The sequence below is a fragment of the Prosthecobacter sp. genome (genome assembly GCF_044227185.1).
Classification (GTDB): domain Bacteria; phylum Verrucomicrobiota; class Verrucomicrobiia; order Verrucomicrobiales; family Verrucomicrobiaceae; genus Prosthecobacter.
The window spans coordinates 195,282-221,051 of sequence record NZ_JBGAFO010000007.1; the positions used below are offsets into that span (position 1 = coordinate 195,282).

The 25,770-nt window shown below is 64.2% G+C and carries 1 protein-coding gene (cut by a window edge); it reads right to left on the reverse strand.

Features of this window, described 5'->3' with window-relative positions; genetic code table 11:
• A protein-coding gene (locus ACILSQ_RS17805; RefSeq protein ID WP_395745000.1) for an autotransporter-associated beta strand repeat-containing protein crosses the window boundary here: on the reverse strand, nucleotides 1-25,770 show its 3' portion. 16,605 nt of this gene lie beyond the right edge of the window; only the last 25,770 of its 42,375 coding nucleotides appear in the window; its start codon lies beyond the right edge, outside the window; its stop codon occupies nucleotides 1-3.

Sequence of the window (25,770 nt, forward strand, 5' to 3'; positions counted from 1 at the left end):
TCAGATGGAGCTGCGGCGGCGGCGGCGGTAGCACAGGCCCAGCAGGCCAAACATCAGCAGCAGCATGCGGGAAGGCTCCGGCACCACCACCAGCACACCGTAGCTGTTGAAGGCGCTGACGTCCCAAGCCAGACCAGCGCCCAGGGCGGCCAGATCAAGGTCACCGGCGATCACATTGGAGCTCGCATCATACCTGTCGAAGGCACCCACATTGAACCCACCGCTGATGGCGAGGCCGCTCCAGTCGATCAGGTTGAACACCTGGCCCTGCTCCGCGGACACCGTGCCAACCGCGCTCACCACCACGGAGCCCTGGCCCCACGCCCCGCCCGCACGGTCTCCAATGACCAGGGTGCTGTTGGTACCGCTCAGATTGATGAAATCAGCATTGGTCGAGGTGGTCGGAGCACCCTTCGTATACACGTCCGCGCCTGCCCCCAGGGCGTCAAAGTAGTCCTTGGCGTTCGTATAGGTCGTGGCGCCGATGCTGAAGACGCCAGAATAGTTCGTCACCGCAGCCGTCGTCGGCGTCGTGATTCCCAGTTGAATCTGCGAACCTGTGGCCACCGTCAGGGCCGTGTTGTTTGCGGTGATCGTCAGGGTGCCCTTGTCTGCAGCCAGGGAAGTGGCGCCTGGCGTGAGGATGCCCACGCTGTTCGCACTTCCCACAGTCACCGCACCAGCGATGACCCCCGTGGTCGTCCCGTCGCCAGCACCGGCAAGCACTGCCGCATTGCTCAGCGTGCCGCCCGTCTCGCCCACGGTCACCGCTCCGGCGCCCGTCAGACTGCCCGTGACACGCAGCTCGCCATTGCTGACCGTCGTGCCGCCGGAGTAGCTGTTACCAGTCGTGGAGAGGGTGGTCGTGCCCGAACCCGTCTGGGCAAACCCGCCCGCACCGGTGATGGCACCTGCGCCGAACTGGGCCCCCTGGGTGACGGTGTCGCTGTGGTTCACCGCAAACACACCGCCCGATCCCACGCTGACGTTGCTGCTGCTTGAAAGCGTACCGCCCGTTCCGCCGTTGCCGAGCTGCAGGGTGCCACCCGAAACGCTGGTGGTGCCCGTGTAGGTTTCCGTAGCAGTCAGCACCACCGTGCCCGCGCCAACCTTGTCCAGGCCAAACCCGGTGCCGGAGATCACTCCGGTCACCGTGAGCACATCTGAGACGTTGGCGGCTCCCACCGTGCTGTTGGCGGTCATCGCGACCGTGCCGCTCTCCACTGCCACTCCAGTGCCCGTCAGCGCACCGGTTCCCGAAACACCCGAACCGGCGATCGTCAGGTTTTCGGCTACGTTCGCTCCATTGATGTTCAGAGCGCCGCCGGAGTTCACCGTTGTTCCCGCTCCCGCTCCCGTGGTGCCCAGGCCGGTGGCGTTGGAGACGCTCACGGTGCCCGCATTGATGGTGGTGGTGCCGGTGTAGGTGTTGGCGTTGGCCAGAGTCAGGGTGCCGGCGCCATTCTTGATGAGTGTTCCACCGGTTCCGGTGCCGACCACACTGCTGATCACCGTGTCACCTGCGCCCTGAACGGTGAGGGCAAAACCGGTGCCGCTGATCGCGCCCACGATGGTCAGGGTGCCTGCATCAGACTGAATCGTGGAGCTGCTGCCCAGTGCGACGGTGCCGCTGTAGATGTTGCTGCCGCTCAGATTGCGCAGCGCGCCGCTTCCAGAGGCTCCACCGCCGTTGATGGTCAGCGCCTCTCCCCCGATGTTGATGCCTCCCTGGAGTTCCAGAGATGCACCGCTGGCGACGGTGGTCGCTCCGGCCGTCGTGCCCAGCGCCTGGCTGCTGGCGGCGCTCAGGATGCCAGCGCTGATCGTCGTGGCTCCTGTGTAGGTGTTGGCTCCGCCCAGCACCAGAGTGCCGGTGCCGGTCTTGCTGATGGCCTGGCCGCTCACATTACCATTAATGGTCAGCGCATTGGCAGAGTTCACCGCGATGGTGGTGGTGGCGGAGCCGAAGATCACGTCTGGATTGATGGTGGTGGCGCTGGAGCCCACGTCCGTGGTGATGCCGTTGGCGATCGTCAGCGTGTAGCCGCCTTCATCGTTCAGCACCACCGCGCTGCCCGCGCTTTGCGCGTTCACCGTGAGGCTCTTGATGCTCATGTCAGCCCCCAGCACCATGCTGCTCTGGTTCGTATTGCTCGTCGCAGAGAGGAAGACGTCCGTGGTCGAGGTCGGAACCAGGCCCGTGTTCGTCCCGCCCAGGTCCGTCGCCCAGTTGCTGCTGGTAGAGCCGTTCGAGACCGCCCACACATTGGCGCCGCCGCTGTAGCCGCCCTTCCAGTAGGCCGCGGTCAGCGCCGTCGTCGAGCTCGTGTTGAAATACACGCGTGTGTCCGTGGCGGTGATGCCGGTGACCCTGAAATTGGTGACATTGTAAAGGTTGCCGACCACATACGTCGCCGAGCTGCCGTTCGTGCTGACCAGGCCGCCGGAGGCCGCTGCCAGGATGGTGGAGGTGTGGTCCCCCGTCTCCGCGCTGCCAGGTGTGAAGTAGCCATCCACTGTGATCGTGCCCGTGACGAGAGCCTTGGCTCCGGTGTTCAGCAGAATGCTGCTGCCGAAGGTGCCCACTTCCACGCCCAGACGGCTGCCATTGGCGAGGGTGAGGATGGTGCCGGTGTAAGGCGCCAGCGTCAGCACCCCGCCCGTGGTGCCGGTCAGCAGGTTGAAGGTTGCTCCGCCGGCCACTGTGAGGGAGGACGTTCCAGAAATCCCATCGATGGCGCCAGACGTGACGTGGCTGACTTCCAGCACGCCGCCGTTCACCGTGGTGTCACCGATGTAGGTGTTCTGGTTGGTGAAGACGAGCTTCTTCGTGCCGTTCTTGACCAGATTGATGTTGTTCTCGATCACACCGCCATAGGAGCTGTCCGCAGTCGGAGTGACGGTGAGCGTCTTCACAACCGTGGCGCTGTTCGTGATGAAACCACCGGCGCTGCTGAAGGCCGCCCCCGTGATCACGGAAGTGTTCAGGTTGCCGATGGAGGCATTGTACCCGCCCAGATCCAGGACGCCGCGGCCTTCGGTGGTCACATCCGTGCCGTTCGGCAGCGCCGTGGCGGACCCCAGACGGAGGTAGCCGTTGGTCACGTTCGTGCTTCCCGCATAGGTGTTCGTTCCGGAGAGGATCACCGTGTCCGCGCTCTGCTTGGTCAGGCCGCCTGCTCCGGAAATGTTGCCTTTGATCTCCAGGATGACGCCGCGTGCCGTGTCCGTCAGCGCGCTGTTGTTGTTCGCGTCTGGGATGGTTGATCCAGGGTTGGCGTCCGCGGCGCGGCCGTTGTCCGTGCCGTTTGGCCCGTCAGTAAGGGCGTTTTGTCCCACAAACGAATTGCCGGCAAGGATGACGCTGACTCCGGAGCCCAGGGTGCGGAACACCGCTCCCGAGTTGCCGCTCAGCAGATCGTCATTGCGCAGGAAGCCTTCGATGGAGCCGCCGTTGAGGGTCACTGTGGCGACCGTGTTGAACTGATCTCCATTCACCTGAAGCGTCGCCCCCTGAAGGTTGATGGCACCGCTGCGGGCGTTGTCCACGCTCCAGCGCTCGATCGAGCCCGCCTCATACGTGGCGGTCTTGGTGAACCCGGTGGTCATGATGTCCAGCACGCCGTAACGGCGCACGGTGATGTTGGTGGCGGCGTTGCCGAAGGCGTTGGCGTTGAGCACCGCCACGGCTCCGTCCTCAATGGAGACATTCCCGCTGAAGCTGCTGCTGTTGTCCCCGCCCACATACAGGTAGCCGTTGCCCCACTTGATGAGGTCGCGGCTGCCGTTCAGCCCGGTGATGGTCAGCCCGGTGGAGTTGCCCGAGGTGATCTGGTTGTTCGTCGCTCCCGTCTGCGCAATGTCCACGATCGAGCTGCCCGTACCCGTGAGGTACAGCGTTCCAGCGTTCACCATCGTGCGGTCACGTCCGATGAGCATGCGCATGCGCGCAGGAGACAGGCCGCTGGTGTCCGTCGAATAGACTTCGAGGTCGCTGATGCCAATGGTGCGGTCAGAGGTCTGTGTGTCCACATTGATGACCGCATTGTCCACCGTGATGATGCGGCCCATCGTGTACTGTGCCAGCAACGGGCTGCCTGGGTTGATGTTGAGCGTCAGCGTGGACCCCGCCCCGGAGGTCGTGCTGCTGCTGTTGAGCGTGATCGTGCCGCCGTCACCGGCCCCGCCGAAGGTGGTGAACTGCAGGGTGCCGCCGTTGACCACCCAGTTCCCGGAGAAGCCGCCGTCACCCCGGGCCGCCGCCGTCTGGTCCTTGCCGATGATCAGGGCGCTGCCACCAAATTTCGTGATGCTGCCGGCGCTGATGTCCCCGTTCATCGTGATGTTGGAGGCGGTGTAGATCAACGCCTCGTTGCCACCCGTGGCGCCAAACTTGAGGTTGGTGTTGATCGTCACCGCGGTCGTCACCGAGATCAGGCCTCCCACATTGGCTCCGCTGCCGCCAAACGTGATTGTATTATACTGGTCGAAGGAGTTGTTGATCGCGGAGGCGTTGATGCGCAGCGCATAGAGATACGGATTATCCTGCAGCGTGAAGGCTCCGGCTCCCGTCAGATCCACCGTCGCCGTTCCCGCGTTGATCCCGGCGGTGACCGTCGCGGCGGAGATGATGTTGCTGTAGGCCACCTGGCCCGCACCGGGCGTCGCCGTGCTCAGGAGCGGCTGGAAGCCCGTCGTAGCATTGTAGCTCACAAACGAATTGGTGCCTGCGTCAATGTAATACCCAGGCAGGATCCCGGTCGGGCCACCTGCGCCGGAGTTGACGCTTCCAGAAAGGGTCGGAAGCGTGGTGCTCCAGGCGCTCACGATCAGACGCTCGGCATCGTCATTGCCGGCCACTCCCAGATTGTTCGCCGTGTCCGTGATGACCAGCGTACTGCCCGTGCCGGCACGCACCAGGTCCGCCACCGTCAATTGCGCCGCACCGGCGGCAATCCGCTTGTCCACGCGGATCGAAGAGCCGCGCGAGTAGCTCACCACCCCCATGGTTTCCGTGCTCGTGACCGTCGCCACATTGCGCGAGCGGAAGTAGAGCTGCCCGCCGTTCAGGCTGAGGCCCGTGGCATCATCCCAGCGGTTCGCGAGGTCCACGGCATCGTTGTCCAGCCAGAGCACTGCACCTGGATGAATGACGACATTGTAGGCATTGGCCGTACCAGCGGCGTTGCGCAGCGTGGCATTGTTATAGACCTGCAGCGTGCCAAAGATGTCCACCGTGCCACCGTTGCCCAGCGGGCCGGCGGTTGCCGTCGAGGTTTCACGGATCACCAGGGACGAGCTGCGGCTGATGATGGTGCCGCCCGTGTAAGTGTTGATGTCAAAGGAATCCACACCGCCACCGCCATTGCTGGCCTGCGTACCAATCAGCACACGGGTTCCCGGTGCCGTCTCCGCCAGCACACCCGCCAGCGCTCCCGCGGTCGAATTGAATGTCAGCGTCGTTCCGCCACCCCCCACACGGTAAACGTTGCCTGCACCAATGCCGAGGGATTCGAAGGTGTAGGTGGTGTTGGTCGTCGCACCCAGGAATGACGTGCCATTGCCGATGGCCCCCAGGTTCAATGCCGTGGCGGTCACTCCGTCGAGTGCGATGACACCGCTCGAGTCGGCTGCCAGCCAGCTTGCCAGCTTGCCCTGGTTGAGCGTGGTGCTGCGCACACGGAACAGCGACAGAGATGAGCCTGAGCTGAGAAGCTCGATCTCGCCCACGCCGAAGCTAAGGCCGCTGCTGCCCACCAGGATCTGAGCTCCCGGATTCACACGGATCGTGCTGCCACGGAGCATCGCGGAGAGGTCCATCACGGTTGCCACGTTGCTGTCTCCCGAGTTGACATCTCCAAAGCGCAGCAAACCGGCATTGACCACGATGCCCAGGCCGTTGGCACCCACCGTGCCGGCATACAGGCCGCCAAAGCTGCTGGCCGTGCTGTTCAGCCAGAGATTGCTGCCACCGTTCTTGATCAGCGCCTGCTGGCTGCCGCCATCGGTGATGGCCCCGTTCAGCAGCAGCTCCGCCGAGCTCACATTCAGCACCGGTGTGCCGACCAGGTTGGTGCCGCCGTTGATTTCCAGCACATAGGCGTTGGCACCGGTGACGCCCAGCACCGAGGAGCCGATGGTCAAGTTGTTGAAGACGATGTGTTTGCTGGTGGCTGTGGTGGAAACGTTGCGATTCACGTCAATGGTCGAGGCGCCGTTGATGATGAGGTTGTTGCCGGCCGCATTGGTGCCGATCACGTAACGCTCGCGGGTCGTTGTGCCCGTGCCATCCAGCTTGAGGCTAAGCGTGCCACCATAAAGTGTGACATCGCCGGAGCCGATGCCGCCGGTGGTCACACCGCTGAAGACGGTGGCAAAGTTCACCGGCGTCCCCGTCGTGAGAGCACGTATGGTGAGCCCGCCCTGCACATTCACCAGGCCGCCGGAGAAGGTGTTGATGCCATTGGAGAAACCGGTGAAGCCGTTGCCCAGCTCGAGGGTGCCACCACCGGTATGGACCAGGGTCGCACCACCAGTGACCTGCCCGTAAATCGTCAGGCTCGGATCGGTGCGGATAAAGTTATAGGCCGGAGCCCCTTCCAAGGTGGCGGCGCTGAGCGTCAGCGGACCGTTAACCTGCAGCGAGACGTTGTTGCCCGCGTTGTTTAAGAACAATGTCTGGCCCTGCTCTCCAGGGGAACCGCCAAAGTTGATGCCGCCGGTCATAATGCTCAGCACGTTGGCGCTGCCTGCGGCCCGGTCGTTGTTGAGAACGGCATAGGGATTGCCTTCCCCGATGGACAGCGCGAGGTTGAACACCGTGTTCGCTGTGTCTGCCCGGAGCTGAAGCTGGCTGCCAAAGCCGTTGAGGACGACCACACCATTGGTGCCGGCGTTCATCTGTGCCAGGGTGGCTGTGCCGCCGAGGTTGGACTGAACAGTGGCGGAACGGAAGGCGATGCTGCCCTGGTTCACAATCCAGTTGCCGTTGAAGCTGGCCTGGGCGGATTCAATCACCAATGTCCCCCCGCCCTGCTTCACCACGTTGGTGGCATTCGTGATCTGCCCCGTGGTCGTGGGATTGGCAAGAATACCCAGCGTCAGGGTGCTGGCGTTGTAGATATCCGCTTCCTGGGCTGTGGTGCCAAACGAAATGCCCGGAGTCACGGTGCGGGCGCTGGTGTTGGTGATCAGGCCACCGCTGCGAATCTGGATGCGGTCCGTCGCTGCCGCCGTACCGGAGGCGAACGTGATGTCAGCGTCAATCCTCAAAGCATAGGTGTCGAGCGCGAGCCCGCCACCGCCGACCATGGTGGCCGCTGCGTTGATGTAGGTGCGCTCGGTTGCCACGGCGGTGTTGCCCAGCGCTCCCGTTCGGATGGCGTCAAACCCGGCATTCACAAACCCGTTGTCCGCGGTGTAAGTAAGGAACTGCAGATCGGTGGCATTGATCATCCATGGCGCGACCATGCCGTTGGTGATGCCACCAAGGGCTGCGATTCCCGTGGCTCCCACGCCACCAAAAAGCTTGATCCGCTCGTCGCTGCCAAGGTAGCCGCCGTCCACAGGGTTGATCTGCAGAGAGGCATTGTTGCCCGCAATCACGATCCCATTGACGCTCTGGTTGAGCAAACGGGTCAGGTCGTTGCCCGCCCCACCGCCAATGATAAGATTCACCGTGCGGTCCAGGAGATCGCGCTGGACGGCGAACTGGCCGAACTTGTTCACTGTGACATCACCCACGGTTTCCGTCACTTCAATGTCACGATTTCCGATCAGGCGGATGGTGGAGTTGTTGAGAGCGATGGCCGTGTCATCTTCCCAGCGCCCCTGACCGCCGTAGCCTTCCAGTTTGGCGGTGGCCAGCAGTCCGGTGGAATAGTCGAACCGCAGTTCGGAGGTGCTGCGCAGCGTCACCGGCGCCAGGTTGGCCGTGCCGGCAGCGTTCAAGAACGTGCCGCCCAGACCACCGGCGGTGAGGGTGCCCCAGGTGTCAAAGGAGCTCGTGTTGAGCGTGCTGCGGAATTCCAGAACACTGGCGCGGTTCACCAGAGTGCTTCCGGAATAATTGTTGTTGGTCATGAGCACCACGGTGCCGCGTCCGTTGCCGCCGTTGACGCTGTCAACGTTATAGGGGCTGAACGGCAGGCCGACCACCAGGCTGGTCGCAGGGCCGCCGTTGTCGCTCAGGACATTGGTGTTTGCCAGGTCGCTCGAGACATACAGGATGCTGCCGCCCGCCCCGAGGCGGAAGGTGTTTCCAGCACCCACGCCCAGCGTGGCGGCATTGTAGCTGCCGTTCTGGCCCACCCCGTTGGTGGTGGAGCCGAGGAAGGCCGTGCCATCGCCGATCTGCGCGAGGTTGATCGTCTGAGTGTACACGGTGTCCAGGGCCACAATGGTGCCGCCGCCTGCCTTGCCCGTACCATTCAGGCTGCTGCTGCCGGCAAGACCAAAGTAGGAGGTGGTCTGCGGGCCGCCAAGGCTGCCGACCACGACGTTGTAGGCCGAAAGCGCATCGTTGGAGGCAAGCCGGATGATGCCATAGCTGCCCATCACGTTGCTGCGCAGGTCCGTGGTGCCAGTCCAGCCGGCCACCAGGTTGCCGGTGCTGTTGAACTGGATCGCCGCGCCGGGGTTGATGAGAATGTTGCCCGAGCCCAGGTTGGCCGTGTTGCTCAGGGTGGTCACGTTGCCTTCAAAGTTGCCAAGGAAGACCACGCCGCCGGTGATCACCGTTCCGCCCTTGTAGTTGCTGGTGTTGTCGCTGTTGACGAACAGGTTGCCGCTACCCTGCTTGAAGAGCGTGCCGTTGCCGTTGATCCCTCCAGTGATGATCACGTTGCCGTTGTTGCCGGTGCGGTTGTTGATCGCCAGATAGCCGTTACGAACCATGGTCAGCCCGTTGAAGCTGACGGAAAGCTGCTCATTGTCCTGGTTGTTCGCCACCGTGAGGAAGGCTGCGCCGAGCGGCCCGCCAAAGATCAGCGTGCCAAACTGCAGCGTCTTGTTCGCGGCGCTGCCGGCGTGGTCAAGCGTGAGCGCGGCGTTTGTGCTGCCAATGTAGCCGCTGCCCAGCGCGGCGGTGGAGCCGATGATCAGGTTGTTGTTGGCGAAGGTGGTGAGCACCTGCATGTTGGAGGTGTTGTCACCGTCGTGCTTCACCAGAAGGGTGGCTCCATTGAGCGTGATGGAGGCGTTGTTGTTCGCCGCGTTCGTGCCGCCGAAAATGTCCAGCGCATTGCCGCTCGTGCGCACTTCCATCGTGCCGGCCGCCAGCACCCAGGCTCCCACCTGGTTGGCTCCCTGGCCCAGCGGATCCGCCGTGCCATCTGGCAGCATGCTGGTGCGGCCATTGGTGAGGTAGAGGGTCTTGCCGCCCAGTTTGGTGATGGTGCGGTTGCCAGCCAGAATCTGACCGGAGATCACCCCCTGGTTTACGGTGTTCAGCACCACATTGCTGGCTGCGTTTGCCGTCATGTCCAGCGTGCCGGCGATCAGCACGTTGGTGTCCTGCCCGCCCGTCCAGGTCAGGGCCTGTGCGTTCAGCGTCACGTTGTTGACCATGCTCCAGGCCACCGGAGCCGTGCTGGTGGACAGCGCGGACGTCGTGTTGGCCTGACCCCAGCTATTGAGGGCGTCCACGGTGATGTTCAGGCCGCTGCCCGAGCCAAACTGCATGACCCCGATGCCGTCGATAAGCTCGCCCGTCACATAGCCATTGGCAGTCGTGGCCGCCAGATCCAGGATGCCGCCCTTCAGGGTGACTCCACCGGTGCCCAGCGCCAGAGTGTTCCGGACCATCAACGAGCTGGCTGTGGCGCTCGTCAGCGCAGGATTCACCACCGAGGCCGTCACCACGCGGCCCACGCCCACGCTGGTGCCTCCGGTGTAGGTGCTCGCCAGCGCCGCGCCGTCCTTCGCCAGCGGCTGGTTCAGAGTGAGCGAGCCGTTGCCCGTCTTGGTGAGGCTGACGTTGCCGGTGATCACCCCCGTGAAGGTGGTGGCCTGGCCCTGGCCTGCGTTCACCGTCACAGAGCCCGAGGTGCCGGTGACCGTTCCCGTCCCGCTCAGCCCGGCGACCGTGATGTTCTGGCCGTTAAGGTCAAACACACCCGCATTGTTCACCGCGAGGTTGATCAGCCCGCCGGAAGCCACCGCGCTCTGCGAGGAGAACATCAGTGTGCCTTCCTGGATGGTCAGCGTCCGCAGCGCGGTCGTCGTCGGCGCCATCACGCTGCCCGTGCCGGACAGCAGAAGCGTGCCCAGTCCCGCCTTGGTGAAATCGGTGGCCACATAGCTGCCCGAGATCGTGGAGCTGCCCGTCTGGCCGCCACGCACGAACACGAACGCCTCACCCGCCGTACCCGCCGTGCCGTTGTCAAACTCCAGGTTTGCGCTGATGTTTGGCGGCGTGCTGGTGCCGTTGAAAATCAGGCCGCCGTTGACGAGACGCAGCAGCGAGCTGCCCCCCGCCGCGGTGATGTTGCTGTCCGTGCGCAACGCCAGCACATTGACAATGCTGTTCGCCACCGCCTGCGTGCCGCCGGTGATGTCTGCCAGCGAGGTGGCGGCAGACGCGCTCAGCACGCCCACGGTGCTTGCATTGTTCAAGGCGAAGCCCGTCGTCGCGTCCACATAACGCAGGAAGTTCAGGTTGCCGTCGTTGAGGCCGAGACCCACGATCGAAGGCGCGGTCAGCATGCCGCTCGTGTTGCCGGGTGCCGTCGTGGTCACGATGAACTTCTCAGTCGTCCCCAGGTCGGAGGTCAGATTCGACGAGGTGATCGTCAGCATGCCCGCGGTGCTGCGAGTAAGCGTGCCCGTGAGCGTCAGCGAGGAGGTGGTCGCGGCCCCCTTGAGCAACTGCACGCCTGCCGCACCGCTGTAAGTCATGGATGCAATCGACAGCGCCTGGTTCGGCGCCGCGAAGGTCAGGGCCGTGCCGGAAGTCACCGCGGAGCTGGTCACCGCGCTCAGCGTGATGACGGTGCCGCTCACATTCGTCACCACGGAACCCGCCGCGATGCCGGTGCCGCTGACCGTCATGCCAGGAAGAATGCCCGCGCTGCTGCTGACCGTAAGCGTGTATCCCACGGCGGCCTGCGTGGCCCCGGCCGTGATTCCCGTTGGCGCCGCGCCGTTGATGGCCATCAGCTCGATGCCGCCGCCGTTCAGCGTGACCGCGCCCGCTCCAAACGGTGTGCCGCTGGTCATCTGCGTCAGCACGAGGCCGCTGCTGCCATTGAAGCCGCCCACGGTCAGGCTGCTGTTGGTGTTGGCGGTCGAGTTGAGCACCAGCGTTCCGGCTCCGATCTTCGTCAGGCCCTGCGCCCCGCTCACCGGAAGCACAATGCTGAACGTGTTGGTGCCAGAAACTTCAATGGTGCTGGCCGCGCTCGACAGGAGGAACTGGTGCGCGGAGGTGAAGCTGCCGCCCACGGAGAGGATGCCGCCGCGCAGGCGCACGTCGGTTGCCAGTCCGGCCACCGCGTGGTTGCCAGTGCCCACGGCCAGCGCGGTCAGGTCACCCAGGCTGTTGTCCGTGTTCACACGCAGCACACCACCGTCGATTGAGAGCGAGACACCGTAGTTCGAATCTGTCGTGAGCTTGTTGTAGGCCGCGTTGTTGCCCGTGAGCAGCAGGATGCCTGAACCCGCCTTGATGAGATTGGCCCCCTGCGCACCGCTGGCGATCAGGTTCGCATCAATCTCAATCACGCCCTGCGTGGTGTTCACCTGCATGGTCCGGCTGCGCAGCGTGCCGCCCGAATGCAGATCCCAGGCTCCCCCTGTGCCGGCATTGGTCATGTTGATGAAGCTCAGCCCGCCGCGTCCTTCAAACGTGATCGCCAGATTAGCATCCGTGCTCAGGGACGCGAGAGAGTTCACGATGACACGGTTGGCGCCGTTGGAGCCGATCGACGTGCCTCCGTTGGACGCACCCGCGCCAAAGGTCAGGGCGCCGGTGCCAAATGGACCGCTGATGATGGCCAGCGCACTGGCCGGGCCGGAGTAGAACGAATCAGCGCCCACCACGATGCGGGCATTGTTCAGCGTCGTGCCACCCGTGTAGGTGTTCTGCGAATACCCGTTCGGGCCGGCTCCGATGTACACCACCCCGTTCTGAGTGGTGGCCGTGCTGCCGATCGTCACCGTGCTGGTTCCCGCGATCGGCCCAAGCACTTCCATCCGTGAGTTGGTCTGCGACTGCAGAGTCACCCCGGCGCTCGCGCCGATCCCGCCCGTCACCCGGGCCGTGTAGGGCGAGTTGCCCAGAATCGTGGATGCCGCGGTGACAAAGATGTCACGGCCAAAGACCACCTGGCCGCTGAGGCCCAGCGTGGATGCCGTCGAGATGAGCAGGCCGCTGTCACTGTTCCCCAGCGCGCCGTTCATGTTGGAGAGGACGTCGGTTCCCACGTACAGGCCGCCCGCGCCATTGAGCGTGGTCGTGCCGCTGTAGGTGTTCATGCCGTCGAGGATCAGGTTCGCGGCCCCTGTCTTGATCAGATTGCTGCCCACACCGCTGATCACCCCGATGATGCTCATGTCCTGGCCGCTGTTCACGTTGTCAATCGTGCGGGTGCCGCCGGTGCCGGTCGGATCCAGCTTCACATTGCCGCGCAGAACGAAGGCGGAGCCCGTCGTGCGGAAGTCGCCCACCAGATCCACCTCGTTGAGAAGGCTGATGCCGCCTCCGCTCACCGCTCCTTCAGCAGCCTGGCCGATGTTGGTTCCTGCGCTGCTGGTGTGGTTGACGATCAGTTTGCCGCTGCCCAGCGCGAAGTTGTTGCCGATGTTGAGCGTGGACCCGCGGTTGGCATAGGTGTCTCCCGTGTAGTTGTTCCGCGTGTTGAGCGTCAGGTTGAAGTTGCCATTGATGACCGCCAGGTTGTTGTAGCCGTTGCCGCCCACGGTGGCGCCGACCTGCACCGAGTTGTTGCCGGTGAGCACGTTTTCAAACACGCCGGCTCCCACTTGCATCGTCCCCTGGTTGCCACCGGCTCCAAACCGATAGACGTTGTCGCTGGAAGCGCCCAGGGTCGGGGCAAAGTAGAGCTGGTTGATCGCGCCGCTCATCGAGGTGCCGAGCCACAGCTTGCCGCCGCCACCCAGCGCCGCTTCCATTGCGGCGATGTCCAGCGCCCCGTACTGCACACCGTTGTCGAGGGAGATCACGCCGAGCGCCGGCCCCGTTGTGTTCAGTTGCACCTTGCCATTGGTTGCGCCGGAGGTGGTCAGCATGCTCAGGATGTCCGCCTGCGTCAGAGGCGCGCCGTTGCTGTTGTATCCGAACGACACTCCGGAGAAACCCATCGCATCGCTGTTCGCAGTGACACTCTGGCCGGAAATGTTGCTCGCGTCCGCCAGGCGGATGAGCGTGCCGGGCAGAAGATTGATGTCTCCCAGGCCAAACGGCGTCCCCGTCAGGGTCGTGCTCGCAATGAGGCTGGTGGCCGTGTTCTGCGTTGAGGCCCAGACTTCCAGTCCGATCTGCCCCACCGAGCCAAAGGAGTTGTTGCCGTTCGCAAACATCAGGCCGCCGTTGCCATACTTGATGAGCTTGCCGCTGCCGCCCCCGACCACCTGGCCTTCCAAAATCACCTGGTTCGCCGACCCGAAGCTCGTGCCGATCGCGTTGCTGTTGGCGCCCAGTGTCGTCGTGCCCGTCACGGTGATGCCGTTCTGCGAGAAGTTCAGGTAGACCGGCGAGCCCGCTCCGAGATCCGCAAACGTCAGCGCACCGATCCGCTGCATGATGCCCTGGTTGTTGTTGGTGATCGTGGCGTCACCATTGACTGTGACGTCGCTGCCAATGCTTCCCGTGAAGCGTGAGCCGCTCGCGATCTGGGAGTCACGTCCTGCGTCATTGGCAATCAGGCTGTCAATAACCAGCGTGCCGCCGTTGATGATGAGGTCCTGGCCGTTCGTCACGGAGTTGATGCTGCTGCCCGAGTTCGAAATCGGATTGATCAGGTTCAGCGTGCCCTGGTTCAGGGTGATCGTTCCGTTGATGTTGTTGCTGCCCGTCAGGGTCAGCGCACCCGCCCCGAACTTCGTCAGACCCGTGCTGCTGATCTGCGCATTGATCTGCGCCGTGCCGCCCGATGCCGTAAAGATCACCGCCTCACCCGGGAAGACCAGGTTCATCGTCAGGCTGATCGGGCTCACCGTGGCCGACTGCGTCTGCAGCACGCTGACCACCACCGTGCCAGTGGTGTTGTTGAAGAGCAGGCCCCCGCTGTTGATCGTCATCGTGTTGTTCGAGGCTGTGCCGGTGATGTTCTGGTTGGTGCGCAGCGCGTACATCGTGGGGTTGTCGCCCAGCGTTTGCGCGCCACCGCTCACATCCACGATGTCGCTTCCGCTCAGCCCCGTCGTAAACGTGCCCGTGCCCGTCATGCGCTTGTTGTACTCGATCTGCCCTGCCCCCGCCGTGCCGGTGCTCAGCAGCGCCTGGAAGCCGGAGCCAATGTTCGTCGGGTCGTAGCCCACGAAGCTGTTTTCCGTCGCGTCCACGATCCACGGCAACACCATGCCGCCGTTGACCACGCCTGCCCCGTTGCTGGTGGTGCCTCCCAGTGCGCCAATGGAGGTGGTTCCGTTGGTCAGAACGAAACGCTCATACGAGGTGGGGGTTGTCGTCGGAACCCCCAGCGTGCCCGCCGTGTGCACCAGGCTCAGCGTGCCACCGGTGCCGCGTGTGAGATCCGCTGCCTCGAACGTTGCCGAACCCGCCCCTGTGGCGCGCACCACCTGCACGGTCGAGCCTTTGTTCGCCGTCAGCACTCCCACCTTCTCATACGACTGGACGCTCGCCGCGCCGTTGAAGCGGAATGTGCCCCCATTCAGATCCTGGCCCACCGTGTCTTTCCAGCGGCCCTGCGCACCGGCTTCCAGCCCGGCCTGGTCATTGATGATGATCGCGCCGCCGGGACGCAGAATGATGGTGTTGTTGTTCGCGTCGGCGATCGCGTTGTAGAAGGAAGACGAGCTGCTGATGCCGTTCGTGGGCGCCACCACCTGGATGGTGCCATACACCTCCACGTCACCGCTGCCCAGCGGTGTCCCGCCCAGGCCTCCGACTTCGATCGACAAAGTCGAGGACTTGTTGATCGTCGTGCCGCCGGTGTAGTTGTTGGAGTTCCGGATGGAAACGGTGCCGGTGCCGTTCGTCGTGGTGTTGAAGTTGGCAAGCTGCGAACCGATGATCACCCGCGCCGTGCCCGTCAGCACATTGTCCGCTCCGCTGAAAGCCAGCGTGCTGCCGTTGTTTGCACCCAGGCGGTACGTGTTGTCCAGGCCCACACCGAGCGTTGGCGCCATGTACTCCACCGTCACACCGTTGAGATAGCCGCCCAGGAAGAACCGGCCGTCACCGATCTGGGACATGTCCAGCGCCGTGGTGAACGTGGGCACCGCAAGCTGCAGCACCGCTCCATACCCACCGTTGAGCTTGATGATCGAGTTCAGCCCCGTCCCCGGGTTGTAGTCGGTGTCCAGCACCAGCGCTGACAGGCTGTTGATCTGGCTGTTGAGGTTCAGCACCGAGACTCCCCCAAGGCTGCCGTTGCCGGCGATGCGCAGGAACGCGCCCGGCAGCACGCTGACCGGGCCGGTGCCCAGCGGCGTGCCGGTGGTGGCCGTCACCTGCAGCGTGCCCGCCTCAATGTTGGTGCCGCCGCTGTAGTTGTTGCCGGTGCCGGAGATGCGCAGGGTGCCATACGTCGTCCCGCCGCCGCCAAACTTGTTCAGCGCGGCACCACCCGTGATCAGGCCCGCCAGTTCCAGGAACTGCGTGGTGCCCGTGGTCGTGTTGAAGTTCGCATAGGCACCGCCCAGCGTCGTCGTGCCCGCCACTTTCAGAGAGTAGCTGTTGCCGCCGGTCAGCGTCAGCGTGCTGTTCGCCACCGAAAGCGTGCCGATTTGAATCTGGTTGCCGGTGTTGGCGCTCACACGGTTCACGTCGATCGTCGCAAAGCCCGAGATCGCCACATCAAGGCCCAGCGTGTTCGGATTGCCAAAGATGATGGTGCCGTTGGGGCCGCCGCCGTTGCTGGCCAGGGCAAGGATGCCTCCGTTCACCGTCACCAGACCCGGCGTGGTGTAGTTGGTCCCGCCGGAGACCGTGTCCGCACCGCCCAGACCGAACGGATCCTGCACCGTAAGCTGACCGCGGTTGATCAGCACCCCGCCCGTGAAGCTGTTCTGCCCGGCGTAGGTGTTGTTCGCGGTGATGTTGCCGATCGTCAGCGTGCTTGTGCCGCCCTTGACCAGCGCGGTCGTCATCGTGCCCCCGGCCAGCCCGTCCGTGATGTTCCCGGAGAACGTCGTGCTGGTGATGCCGATGATCTGCAGCACGCCGTTAGAGGTCGTCGAGGTGTTCCCAACGATGCCGCCGGATCCCGCCAGGCTCGCCGCTGTGACGCGCGTCCCGCTCACATCCAGGTTGCCGATGTCATTAAGCACCAGCCCGCCCGTCATGCTCGGCAGCGAATTCGCATTGGTGATGCTCAGGAAGCCCTCGTTCACCGTGATGTTCCCCAGGATGTTGTTCACGCCGGCGAGCACCAGGTCCCCGGCACCATACACCGTCAAGTTCTTCGCCGTGATGTTGCCGGTGATCGTCGCCGCATTCACTCCGCCCGCGTAGCCGCCGCTGACGTAGATCAGCCCTTCGCCCGCGCTCGCTCCGCCGGTCGTGCCAAACGGATTGAAGATCAGGTTCGAACTGATCGTCGGCGCCGCCAGGCCCACACCGTTGATCAGCAGGCCGCCCATGTCCGTCGTGTTCAGCGCGCGGATGCTCAGCGTTCCCCCTGTGATGTCGGAGGTCGTTTTCACCGCAAACACATTCGCCACTCCCGTGATGCTCGTCGCGGTGGTGATGTTCACCACGCTGGCGCTGGTGGCCCCGGCAAACGTGTTCGTCAGAAGCGATGCCGGGGTCGCATTGATGAAGCCCAGCACCGGATCATAATTCACAAAGTCCGCCGTCCGGTCCGTGGGAGACGTGACCGTCAGAATGCTCGCCGCAACGATCCCCGCGCTCGATCCCGCGTTGATGTTGTTGAGCGCCTGCAGCCCCGCCACCGTCGTCGTGGACTGGCCCAGAATCGTGGTGCCAAACACCCGGATGTCAGATCCCGCCGTGTTCCCCAGCACGGCGCCGTCGCCAGGCATCAGCACCAGCGTGCCTGCATTTTGGCGCGCCAGCGTCGTCGCCGTCACCTGGATATCGTTGCCCATCTGGGCGTCCAGACGCAGGTAGGCAGCGCCGTTGAAGTTCAGCGTCGGAATCGTAAACGTGGCTCCCGGCCCGTTGGTGTTCACGCGCAGGGTGCCGCCGTTGATGGTCACCACCGTGTCACCAAATGGCGTGCCGAGGGTGGACTGTGTCATCACCGTCGCCCCGTTGCTGATCGCCATGTTGTCGTTGGCGTTCGCGCCATTGATGTTGCCGTTCAGAATGGCCGTGCCGCCACCGTTGAACGTGAGCAGACCGGTGCTGTTGGCAGTCAGCCCGTTGATCGTAAACGTCTTGCCGCTCTTCACACTGATGCTGCCCGCGGCAGTCATCGTGATCACCCGGTTCGTGGTCACATCGTCGGTCACACGCAGGAAGCCGCCGTTGAACACGATGCCGCCCGGAAGCACCGTCGCATTGCCGGCAGAGCCGAGATTGGCGTCGCTGCTGATGCTCAGAATGCCCGCGGTGAGCGTGGTCGTTCCCAGGTAGGTGTTGGTGCCGGTCAGCACCAGCGTGCCGATGCCCGTCTTGGTAAACCCGGTCTGCGCACCCGCGTAGGTGAAGTCGCTGCTCAGCACGCCTGCCGCCGTCAGCACCACGCCCGCACCCACGTCGATCGTGCTGCTCTGAATGAACTGGATGTTGTTGCTCAGGGTCTGGCTCTTGTCCCAGTTCGCCAGCGTTCCGGTGTTCATGCTGATCAGCCCGGCGGCAAGTCCGCCTCCCGTGCTGCTGCTCAGCGCCAGCGTGCCCTGGCTGACCGCCGTGCCACCGCTGTAGGTGTTGCCCGAGTTGGTCAGCTTGAGGATGCCCACGCCCGTCTTCACCAGCATCGCGCTGCCCGTGATCTGGCCGCTCATCGTCACGATGCGGTCCGTGCCAGCGATGCTCAACGCGCGGTAGTTGTAGGTGGAGCCGTTCAGATCCACCGCTCCGCTCAGAACCAGGTCCGTCTGGCCCAGAGGTCCGGCGCCGATGAAGGCATCAGCCGCAAACGCACCCGCCGTGTTCCCCGGTCCCGCCAGCGCCGTCAGCACTCCGCCAGACGCAAAATTGATGTTGTTCGTCACCGTGAATGGAGTCAGCAGCATGGAGTTCGAGGTCGTTCCCAGGCCCGTCTGGTTCGGCTGCAGCGTGCCGGAATTGAAGGTGATCGTTCCCGTGCCCAGCGCTCCGGCATCACCCAGTTGCACCACCGCGTTGCCATTGATGGTGGTGCCACCAGTATAGCTGTTCGCCGTGTTCAGCACCACCGTGCCGCCGTTGCCGATCAGGTTCGCTCCCGGCGTTCCCGTCACCGCGCCGATCACCACCGCATTGCTGCCGGTCAGCACCGCGCTGTTGATGTTCAGCGTGCCGCCGCCCGTGCCCAGGCGGTAGATGCCGCCGCTGCCCGCCGTCAGCGTCGCCGCCGTGTAGGTGCCGCTCAAGCTCGAACCCAGGTAGAGCTTCGTTCCCGCCTGGCTCAGGGCCGTGCTGTAGCCGCCCACATCGATCGCCACCGTCCCGTCCGCATTCGCGTTGGTGGAGGAGAACGTCGCCGTCGGCACCGCTCCGCGGTAGCCCACTCCCAGAATCCCCAGGCCGTTGATGTCAGTCTTCACCGTCACCGAGGACGCGCTGGCCAGGTTGCCCGGGTTGATCACCCGCAGCACCGCGCCAGGATTCACCACCACCGCTCCCGTCGTGAGCGCCCCGGTGCCAATGCGCGCCTCCAGGGTGCCCTGATCAACGGTGATCGCCCCCGTGTAGGAGGAGCTGCCGCCCAGCAGCAGGGTCGCCGTGCCCGTCTTGGTGATCGACGTCGTCGTGCCGCTGAAGGCCCCCAGCACATTCAACTGGTTGGCGGTGAAGATTGTCGTTGCAGACGAGCCGTTCACCGTCAGGCCGCCAAACACCGTGTTCGTGTTGCCGCCCTGCACTCCCAGCGTGGTCGCCCCGCTGTTCATCGTCACCGCGCCGATCGCCGTGTTCGCCGCCGTGGCGCCCAGGACGCCGTCCGCATTCATCGTCACGGTGTTCTGCACAAACACATTGGTGGTGCCGTTGTTGTAGGCGCCGCCATTGAGCGTGACCGTCGGTCCGGCGGTGTAGAGGGAGCCACCCAGCGCATACTGCGCCCCCACCGTCAGCGCTCCGTCATTCACGGTGATGCTGCCAGTCAGCTTTGCATTGGTGCTCGCATTGATCACCAGCACGCCCGGGCCGTCCTTCACAAATCCCGTAAGCGATGTTCCGGCAAACGCCTGACTGATCGTCGCCGCCACGGCCGTGTTCCCCTGGAGCGGATTTTCCACCGTGATCGTCGGAGTCACAGTCCCAGCGGCAAAGGTCACCACTCCGTTGAGCGTCAGGTTCTGCGCCGTCACGCCAAAGATGAGCTTGGTGTTCGCCGTGATCGCGTTGGTGATCGTAAACGCTCCCCCGCCGGCAAGAATCTTCGCCCCGTCGGTGATCGTCAGCGTGCCTGTGCCCAGCGCGGCGGCGTTGCCGATGACAATCGAGCCCGCGGTGAGATTGATACCGTTGGTGAAGGTGTTTGCCCCGGTCAGCACCAGCGCGCCGCTGCCGGACTTGGTGATGGCGCCTCCCGCGCTCGTGATCGGCGCGGAGATGATCAGCCCGTCAACGGACGCGCCCGAAACATTGATCACCGGCGCCGCATTGCTCAGCGCCAGCGCGGTCCCGGAAATCGTGGGGGTGAAAGCATACGCATCGTTGACCGAGGTGATCGCGTTCGCCGCGGACAGGGTCAGGAGGGTGCCCGCCGCCACCGTCGGCGTCGCCTGGCCGCCGCTGTTGTTGAAGGTGAGGCTCGCCAGCGTGTTCGTCCCCACCAGTGTCAGGGTGCCGCCGCCATTGATCGTCACATTCGAGGCCGCCGCGATCTGCCCAGCGTTGGTCACCATCGTCACCGTGGCATTGTTGATCGTCAGGTTTCCGGGAATCTGCGCCACACTGGCCGCACCACCGAGGGAAAGCGTGCCCTGGTCCACAATCGTGCCGCCACCGTAGGTGTTGGCCGTACCGGAGTTCAGCGTCAGGGTGCTGGATCCTGACTTCACCAGCGCCGTGCTGGCGCCGATGATCTGGCTGGTGATCGTGGCCGTGTTGTTGGTGTAGGCAAACAATTCGTTGCCCGCTCCCGCGGTGATCGTGCTGCCGGTGATCACGCTGGCAGCTCCGTTCAGCAGCAGACCGCCGCTGCTTATTGTCAGCGCCCCCGTCAGCGTGACGGTGGAGACTGCGCTGATGCGCAGCGAGTTGATCGTGCGGGAGGTGACCCCGGACACGCTCGCCGCCACGGTGATGTTGTCCGTGCTGGTTCCCGCCGTCAGCGCATTGGCGGAATACAACGCATAACCCAGCGTTCCCAGCGCGCCCACGCCGCCGGCTCCGGAGCTCGGCGTGATGTAGCTCGCGAAGTCCGTTCCGTTCACCACCGCCCAGCCGCCGATAATGCTGTTGGTCAGCGTCGGTGCGGAGGTGATGATGATCTGGCTGTTGTTCGTTCCGCCCAGGCCGGGGTTGGAGCCGGTGAAGTTCAGCGTGGCGCCCGCATTGCGCACCAGACTGCCCAGCGTCAGGGTGGACACCGCCACCGAGTTGCTCGCAGGCGTCACCGTGAGGGTGCTGGCCCCCGACTGCAGGGTGACCGCTCCCACCGTCGCGCTGCTCTGCGCCCCCAGGTAGGTCAGCGTTGAGCCCTGCAGCGAGATCGCCGCCGTCACTCGCTGCCCGGCAAGATCCGCCGAGGTGTAAAGCCCGGTGTCATCCAGCGTCAGACCACCGAAGTTGACCGTCACTCCGCTCGTGCTGGACAGACGGCCCATGTCCCTCAGCACCAGCGTGCCGTTGCGCACCGTGGTCGCTCCCGTGTAGGTGCTTGTGCTGGTAAACGTGGTCGTGTTGTTGCCCCCGCGGGTGAAGTTCAGGTTCCCCGAGATCACCCCTGCAAAGGTGGTGCTGGCATCATACGTGGCGGTGAGTGTCGCCGTGGTTCCGCTGCTGTTGGTCACCGTTCCCGCGGAGCCTGCCAGCGAGGAAACGCTGTCGATGCGGCCCACCGCCTGGTTTTTGCCGTTGAGGTCCAGCGTGCCGCCGTTCACCCGCACAGAGAGAAGAGTCGGTGTGGTTGCCGTCGGCAGCACCGTCAGCGTGTTGTCCACGCCGCTGTTCAGGATCAGCGTGCCGTCATTGATCGTCGTCTGGCTGCCCCCGAGGTAGAACTGCTGCTTGTTGAGGCTCATCGTCCCGGCTCCGCTCTTGATGAAGCCGTTGCTGCCCATGATGTAGCTGTTGAAATTCAGCACATGGCCGGTGTCCATCTGGTGCACGATCAACTGGTTGCCGCCCGCCTGCACGATGCCTCCGTTGAAGCCCGCCGTCGCGTCAAACACCAGCACCGCGCCGCTGCCGATGTTGAGCACCGCCGCATTGTTGATTCCTGTCAGCCCCGCGCCGGAGTTCAGGGTCAGGCTGTTCACCGTCAGCGTGCCAAACTTCTGCACGCTGTTCATCGCAACGTTGGAGGTCGTGCTCACCGCACGGAACAGGCCCGGCGCCATTTCCGCCGCCGTCAGCGCCCGGAAGCCTCCCGCCGCCGAGTACGTCGCAAAGCTCTGGCCCAGTCCGCTCACGCTGGTGTCCACCAGCACATCCGCGCGGATGCTGATCGTGTTGGAGCCGTCTCCCGTGCCCCCGCCAAAGCTGTTGCCAATAGCGTTCACAAACAGGTTCGCCACATTGGCTCCCGGCGTGCTGCCCAGGCCCGTGCCCCGGATCAGCATCGTCGCGCCCCCGGTGATGTTGCCAAAGGTGCCCGCCGTGAGGCTGAGCGACTGCCCTGCTCCCGGTGTCAGCGTGATGATGCTGTAACCGTTGGCCGCCTGCAGCGTACCCACCGTGCCCGTGTTGATGCTCTCCGTCGTCGCGGAGCTGGAGCTGCCGATGATGTTCAAACGGCCGCCGCTCACATTCAGCGTCCGGCTCAGCACACCCACATTGAAGTCAGTGCCGCCCAGGCGGTTGTTCAGATTGGCCGTGCTGTTGTCCAGCGTCAGCGTGCCGCCCGTCAGGATCGTGTAGGTTCCAAACTTCGTGCTTCCCGCCGCACCGCTCAGTGTCAGCCCCCCTTGGGAGACGGTCATCGTGCCGATGCTGATCGAGCCCGCTCCGGCCGCGCTGTCGATCGTCATGGTGCCGCCGCCGATCTTGTTCAGGTTGAAGGAGGTGCTCACCTGATTGGCGGAGCCGAAGATCCCCGAGAATGTGAAGTTCGACCCGTCAAAACCGGCGCTGAGCGTTGCTCCCGTGCCAGAATTGTTGGTCACCAGGCCCGTTCCCGTGACCGAACCGACGTTCACGTTCGCACCGCTGATATCGAGCGTTCCCGCCGTCGCCAGATTGATCTGGGAGTTGCGGGAGAGGCCGTTGGTTCCACCGGCACGCAGCGTTCCGTTGCTCACCGTCGTGATGCCGGAGTAGTTGTTGCCAATGTTCGAGAGCGCCAGAATGCCGGCGCCGTTCTTGGTGAAGGCAAACGAGCCGGTGTAGGCCGCGCCCAGCGTGCCCACCACCGCCGGACTTTCCACCGTGATCGTCTTCGTGCCGCCGCCAAAGGTCACCAGCCCGTTCAGCGCCAGGCTGTTCGAGGAAACACCGCCGAAGATCAGCGTGTTGCTGGCGTTGGAAACCGTGATCGGATTGTAAACCGTCGTGTTGGTGCCGATCAGTTTCACTCCGTCGGCCGTGAGGCTCACGGTGCCAAGGCCAAACGCGCCGCCCATCACAATGCCTGAGGACAAAGTGTCACTCGCACCAGCGATCAGAGAGCCCGCGCCCAGCGTGATGCCGCCGGAGAAGGTGTTGAGACCACCGCTGAAGGAAAGTGACCCGCTGCCAGCCTTCACCAGGGAGCCGTTCTGGACGATGCCGGAGAAGACAAGATCATTCGGCGACAATCCTGAGGTCGTGATGGTGCGGGAGCCCCCGGCCAGATCAACGCCGCCAGAGATGGTCGGTGTGAAGCTGAGGTTGTCATTCACGGAGGTAATGCTGTTGCCGGCCCCCAGCGTCAGCGCACCGTAATTGAGCGTGTTGGTGCCCGATACAACCGCATTGTTGGAAAGCGTCACGGTGCTGGCGCCCACGGCTGTGATCGTGGTGCCGGAGGGGATTCCCAGCCCGGTGACCTGCATGCCAACGGCAAGCCCGGTCACAGCAACGGTGACGACGTTGCTTCCCAAAACCGTCGTCGAACTGACAGCGTTGCCCGTCGCGCTGATGGTCGGGGCCGCCGTGCCGCCGCTGTTGTTGAAGGTGATGGTGCCGGTGAGTGTGTTGTTGCCAATGTAGCTAAGAGCACCGCCGCCGTTGATCGTGATGTTGCCCGCGCTGGCAATCTGCCCCGCATTCGTCGCCATGGTCACCGTGGCGTTGTTGATCGTCAGGTCTCCCGGCACCTGAGCAATGCCTGCCGCTCCGCCCAGAGTCAGCGTGCCCTGGTCCACCACCGTCCCGCCGGTGTAGGTGTTGGCCACTGTTCCCGCCAGCGTCAGCGTGCTGGTGCCGGATTTCACCAGCGCCACTCCGCTTCCCGTGATACGGCTGCTGATCGTCGCGGTGTTGTTGGTATAGACAAACAGTTCCGAAATTCCGGAGGTGATGTCACCACCGGTGATGACGCTTGCCGCACCGTTGAGAAGCACGCCGCCGCTGCCGATCGTCAGCACGTTGGCAGCCGTCTCCGTGATGGTCGCCACCGCGCTCACTCGCAGCGAGTTGATCGTCCTTGTCGTCACGCCCGAGACGTTCGCCGCGACGGTGATGTTGTCCGTGCTGGTGCCCGCGGTCAGCGCATTGGCGGAATACGCCGCATAGCCCGTCGCTCCCAGCGCGCCCACGCCGCCGGCACCACCACCAGGAGTGATGTAGCTCGCGAAGTCCACGCCGTTCACCACCGCCCAGCCGCCGATGAGGCTGTTGGTCAGCGTCGGCGCGGAGGTGATGATGATCTGGCTGTTGCCGGCAGCCGCCACTCCTGGATTCGTTCCGGTGAAGTTCACCGTGGAGCCCGCGTTGCGGATCAGGTTGGCCAGCGTGAGCACCGCCGTGCCGGTGCTTCCCACGGTGGAGGCGATCGTGCTCGCCCCCTGCTGAATGGTGACCGTCCCCACCGATTCAGTCGAAGCAAGGCCCGGAGCACCCGTCAGTGTCAGGGTCCCGCCCATCAGGGAGATCGCATTGCCGTCCGCCACGCGGTCAGTGGAGTTAAAGTTGGTGTAGTTGCTGTTGTCGATGTTCAGCGCGCCGAAATAGCTGGTGATGCCGGAGCTGGTCAGGATCGAGCCTTGGTCACGCAGTTGCAGCGTGCCCCCGCGGATGATCGTCGCCCCCGTGTAGGTCTGCGCCGTCGTCAGCAGCGAGGTGTTGTTGCCAGACCGGGTGAAGGACAGCGCCCCGCCGATGACCCCGCCAAAGTTGCCCCCGCCTGTCGAGGTCAGCATCGCCGCCGTGGAACTGGTGATCGTACCGCCCGTGCCAGGCATGATGTTCGTGCTGGCCAGCGCCGCGATCGCCTGGTTCCGGCCATTGAGGTCCACCGTGCCGCTGTTCAGGGTGATCTGCTGCGTTCCGACAGCCGTGGCCGTCGGGTTCACCACCAGGGTGTTGTCCGCCCCGGCGTTCAGGGTCAGCGTACCCGCGTTCACCGTCACGGTGCCCACGGTGAAGAGCCCGGTCGAGAACGTCACATTGCCCGTTCCGTCTTTGGTAAACCCGTTGGCCGTGTTGATCAGATAGCTCGACACCGCCACATCCCCCAGCGCATGCAGCCAGAATGTCGAGCCGCCGCTGGAGATCTGGCCGCCGCTGAAGCCTGTATTGCCAGTCTTCGCCAGCAGGGCGATGCCCCCCAGCGTCAGAATACTGCCGGTGTTATAGCCCGTCATTCCGCCCCCGCTGAAGAGCGAAACCGTGTTGACCGTGTTTGTGGTGAAGGTCTGCCCCGCGCTGCTGCCAATGTTCACACCAGTCGCGTTCATCCCCGTGATCGTTCCGAGCGTCTCGTTCGCGGTCAGCAGCCGGTAGCCGACTCCCGGCGTATAGGTCACAAAGCCCTGTCCAGTCCCAGTGGAGGAGGTGTCGCCAATCGTGTCGATGCGCAGGCTCACGTTCGCCCGTCCCATCACCGCCCCGCTGCCGCTCATCACCGTGGTCGGAGTCGAGCTGAAGATGTTCGCCACTCCCGCTCCAGGGGCCGAGCCCAGATTGTCGCCACGCATCAGCCAGCTCGTGCCGCCCCCCAGTGCCGGTGTGGACGTGAGATTCAGCACCGTCGAGCCGCTGCCCGGCGTCAGAGTCAGCGTCTCCGCGCCAGAGCCGTTGTTCAGCGTGCCCACAGACTCATAAGTGCCGCTCGCCGCGCCAATGATCTTGAGCTCACCGCCCGTCAGGGACAGGTTCTTGAGCAGACCGCCCAGGCGGTTGTTCACCGCCGTGCCGGAGTTGTCGAG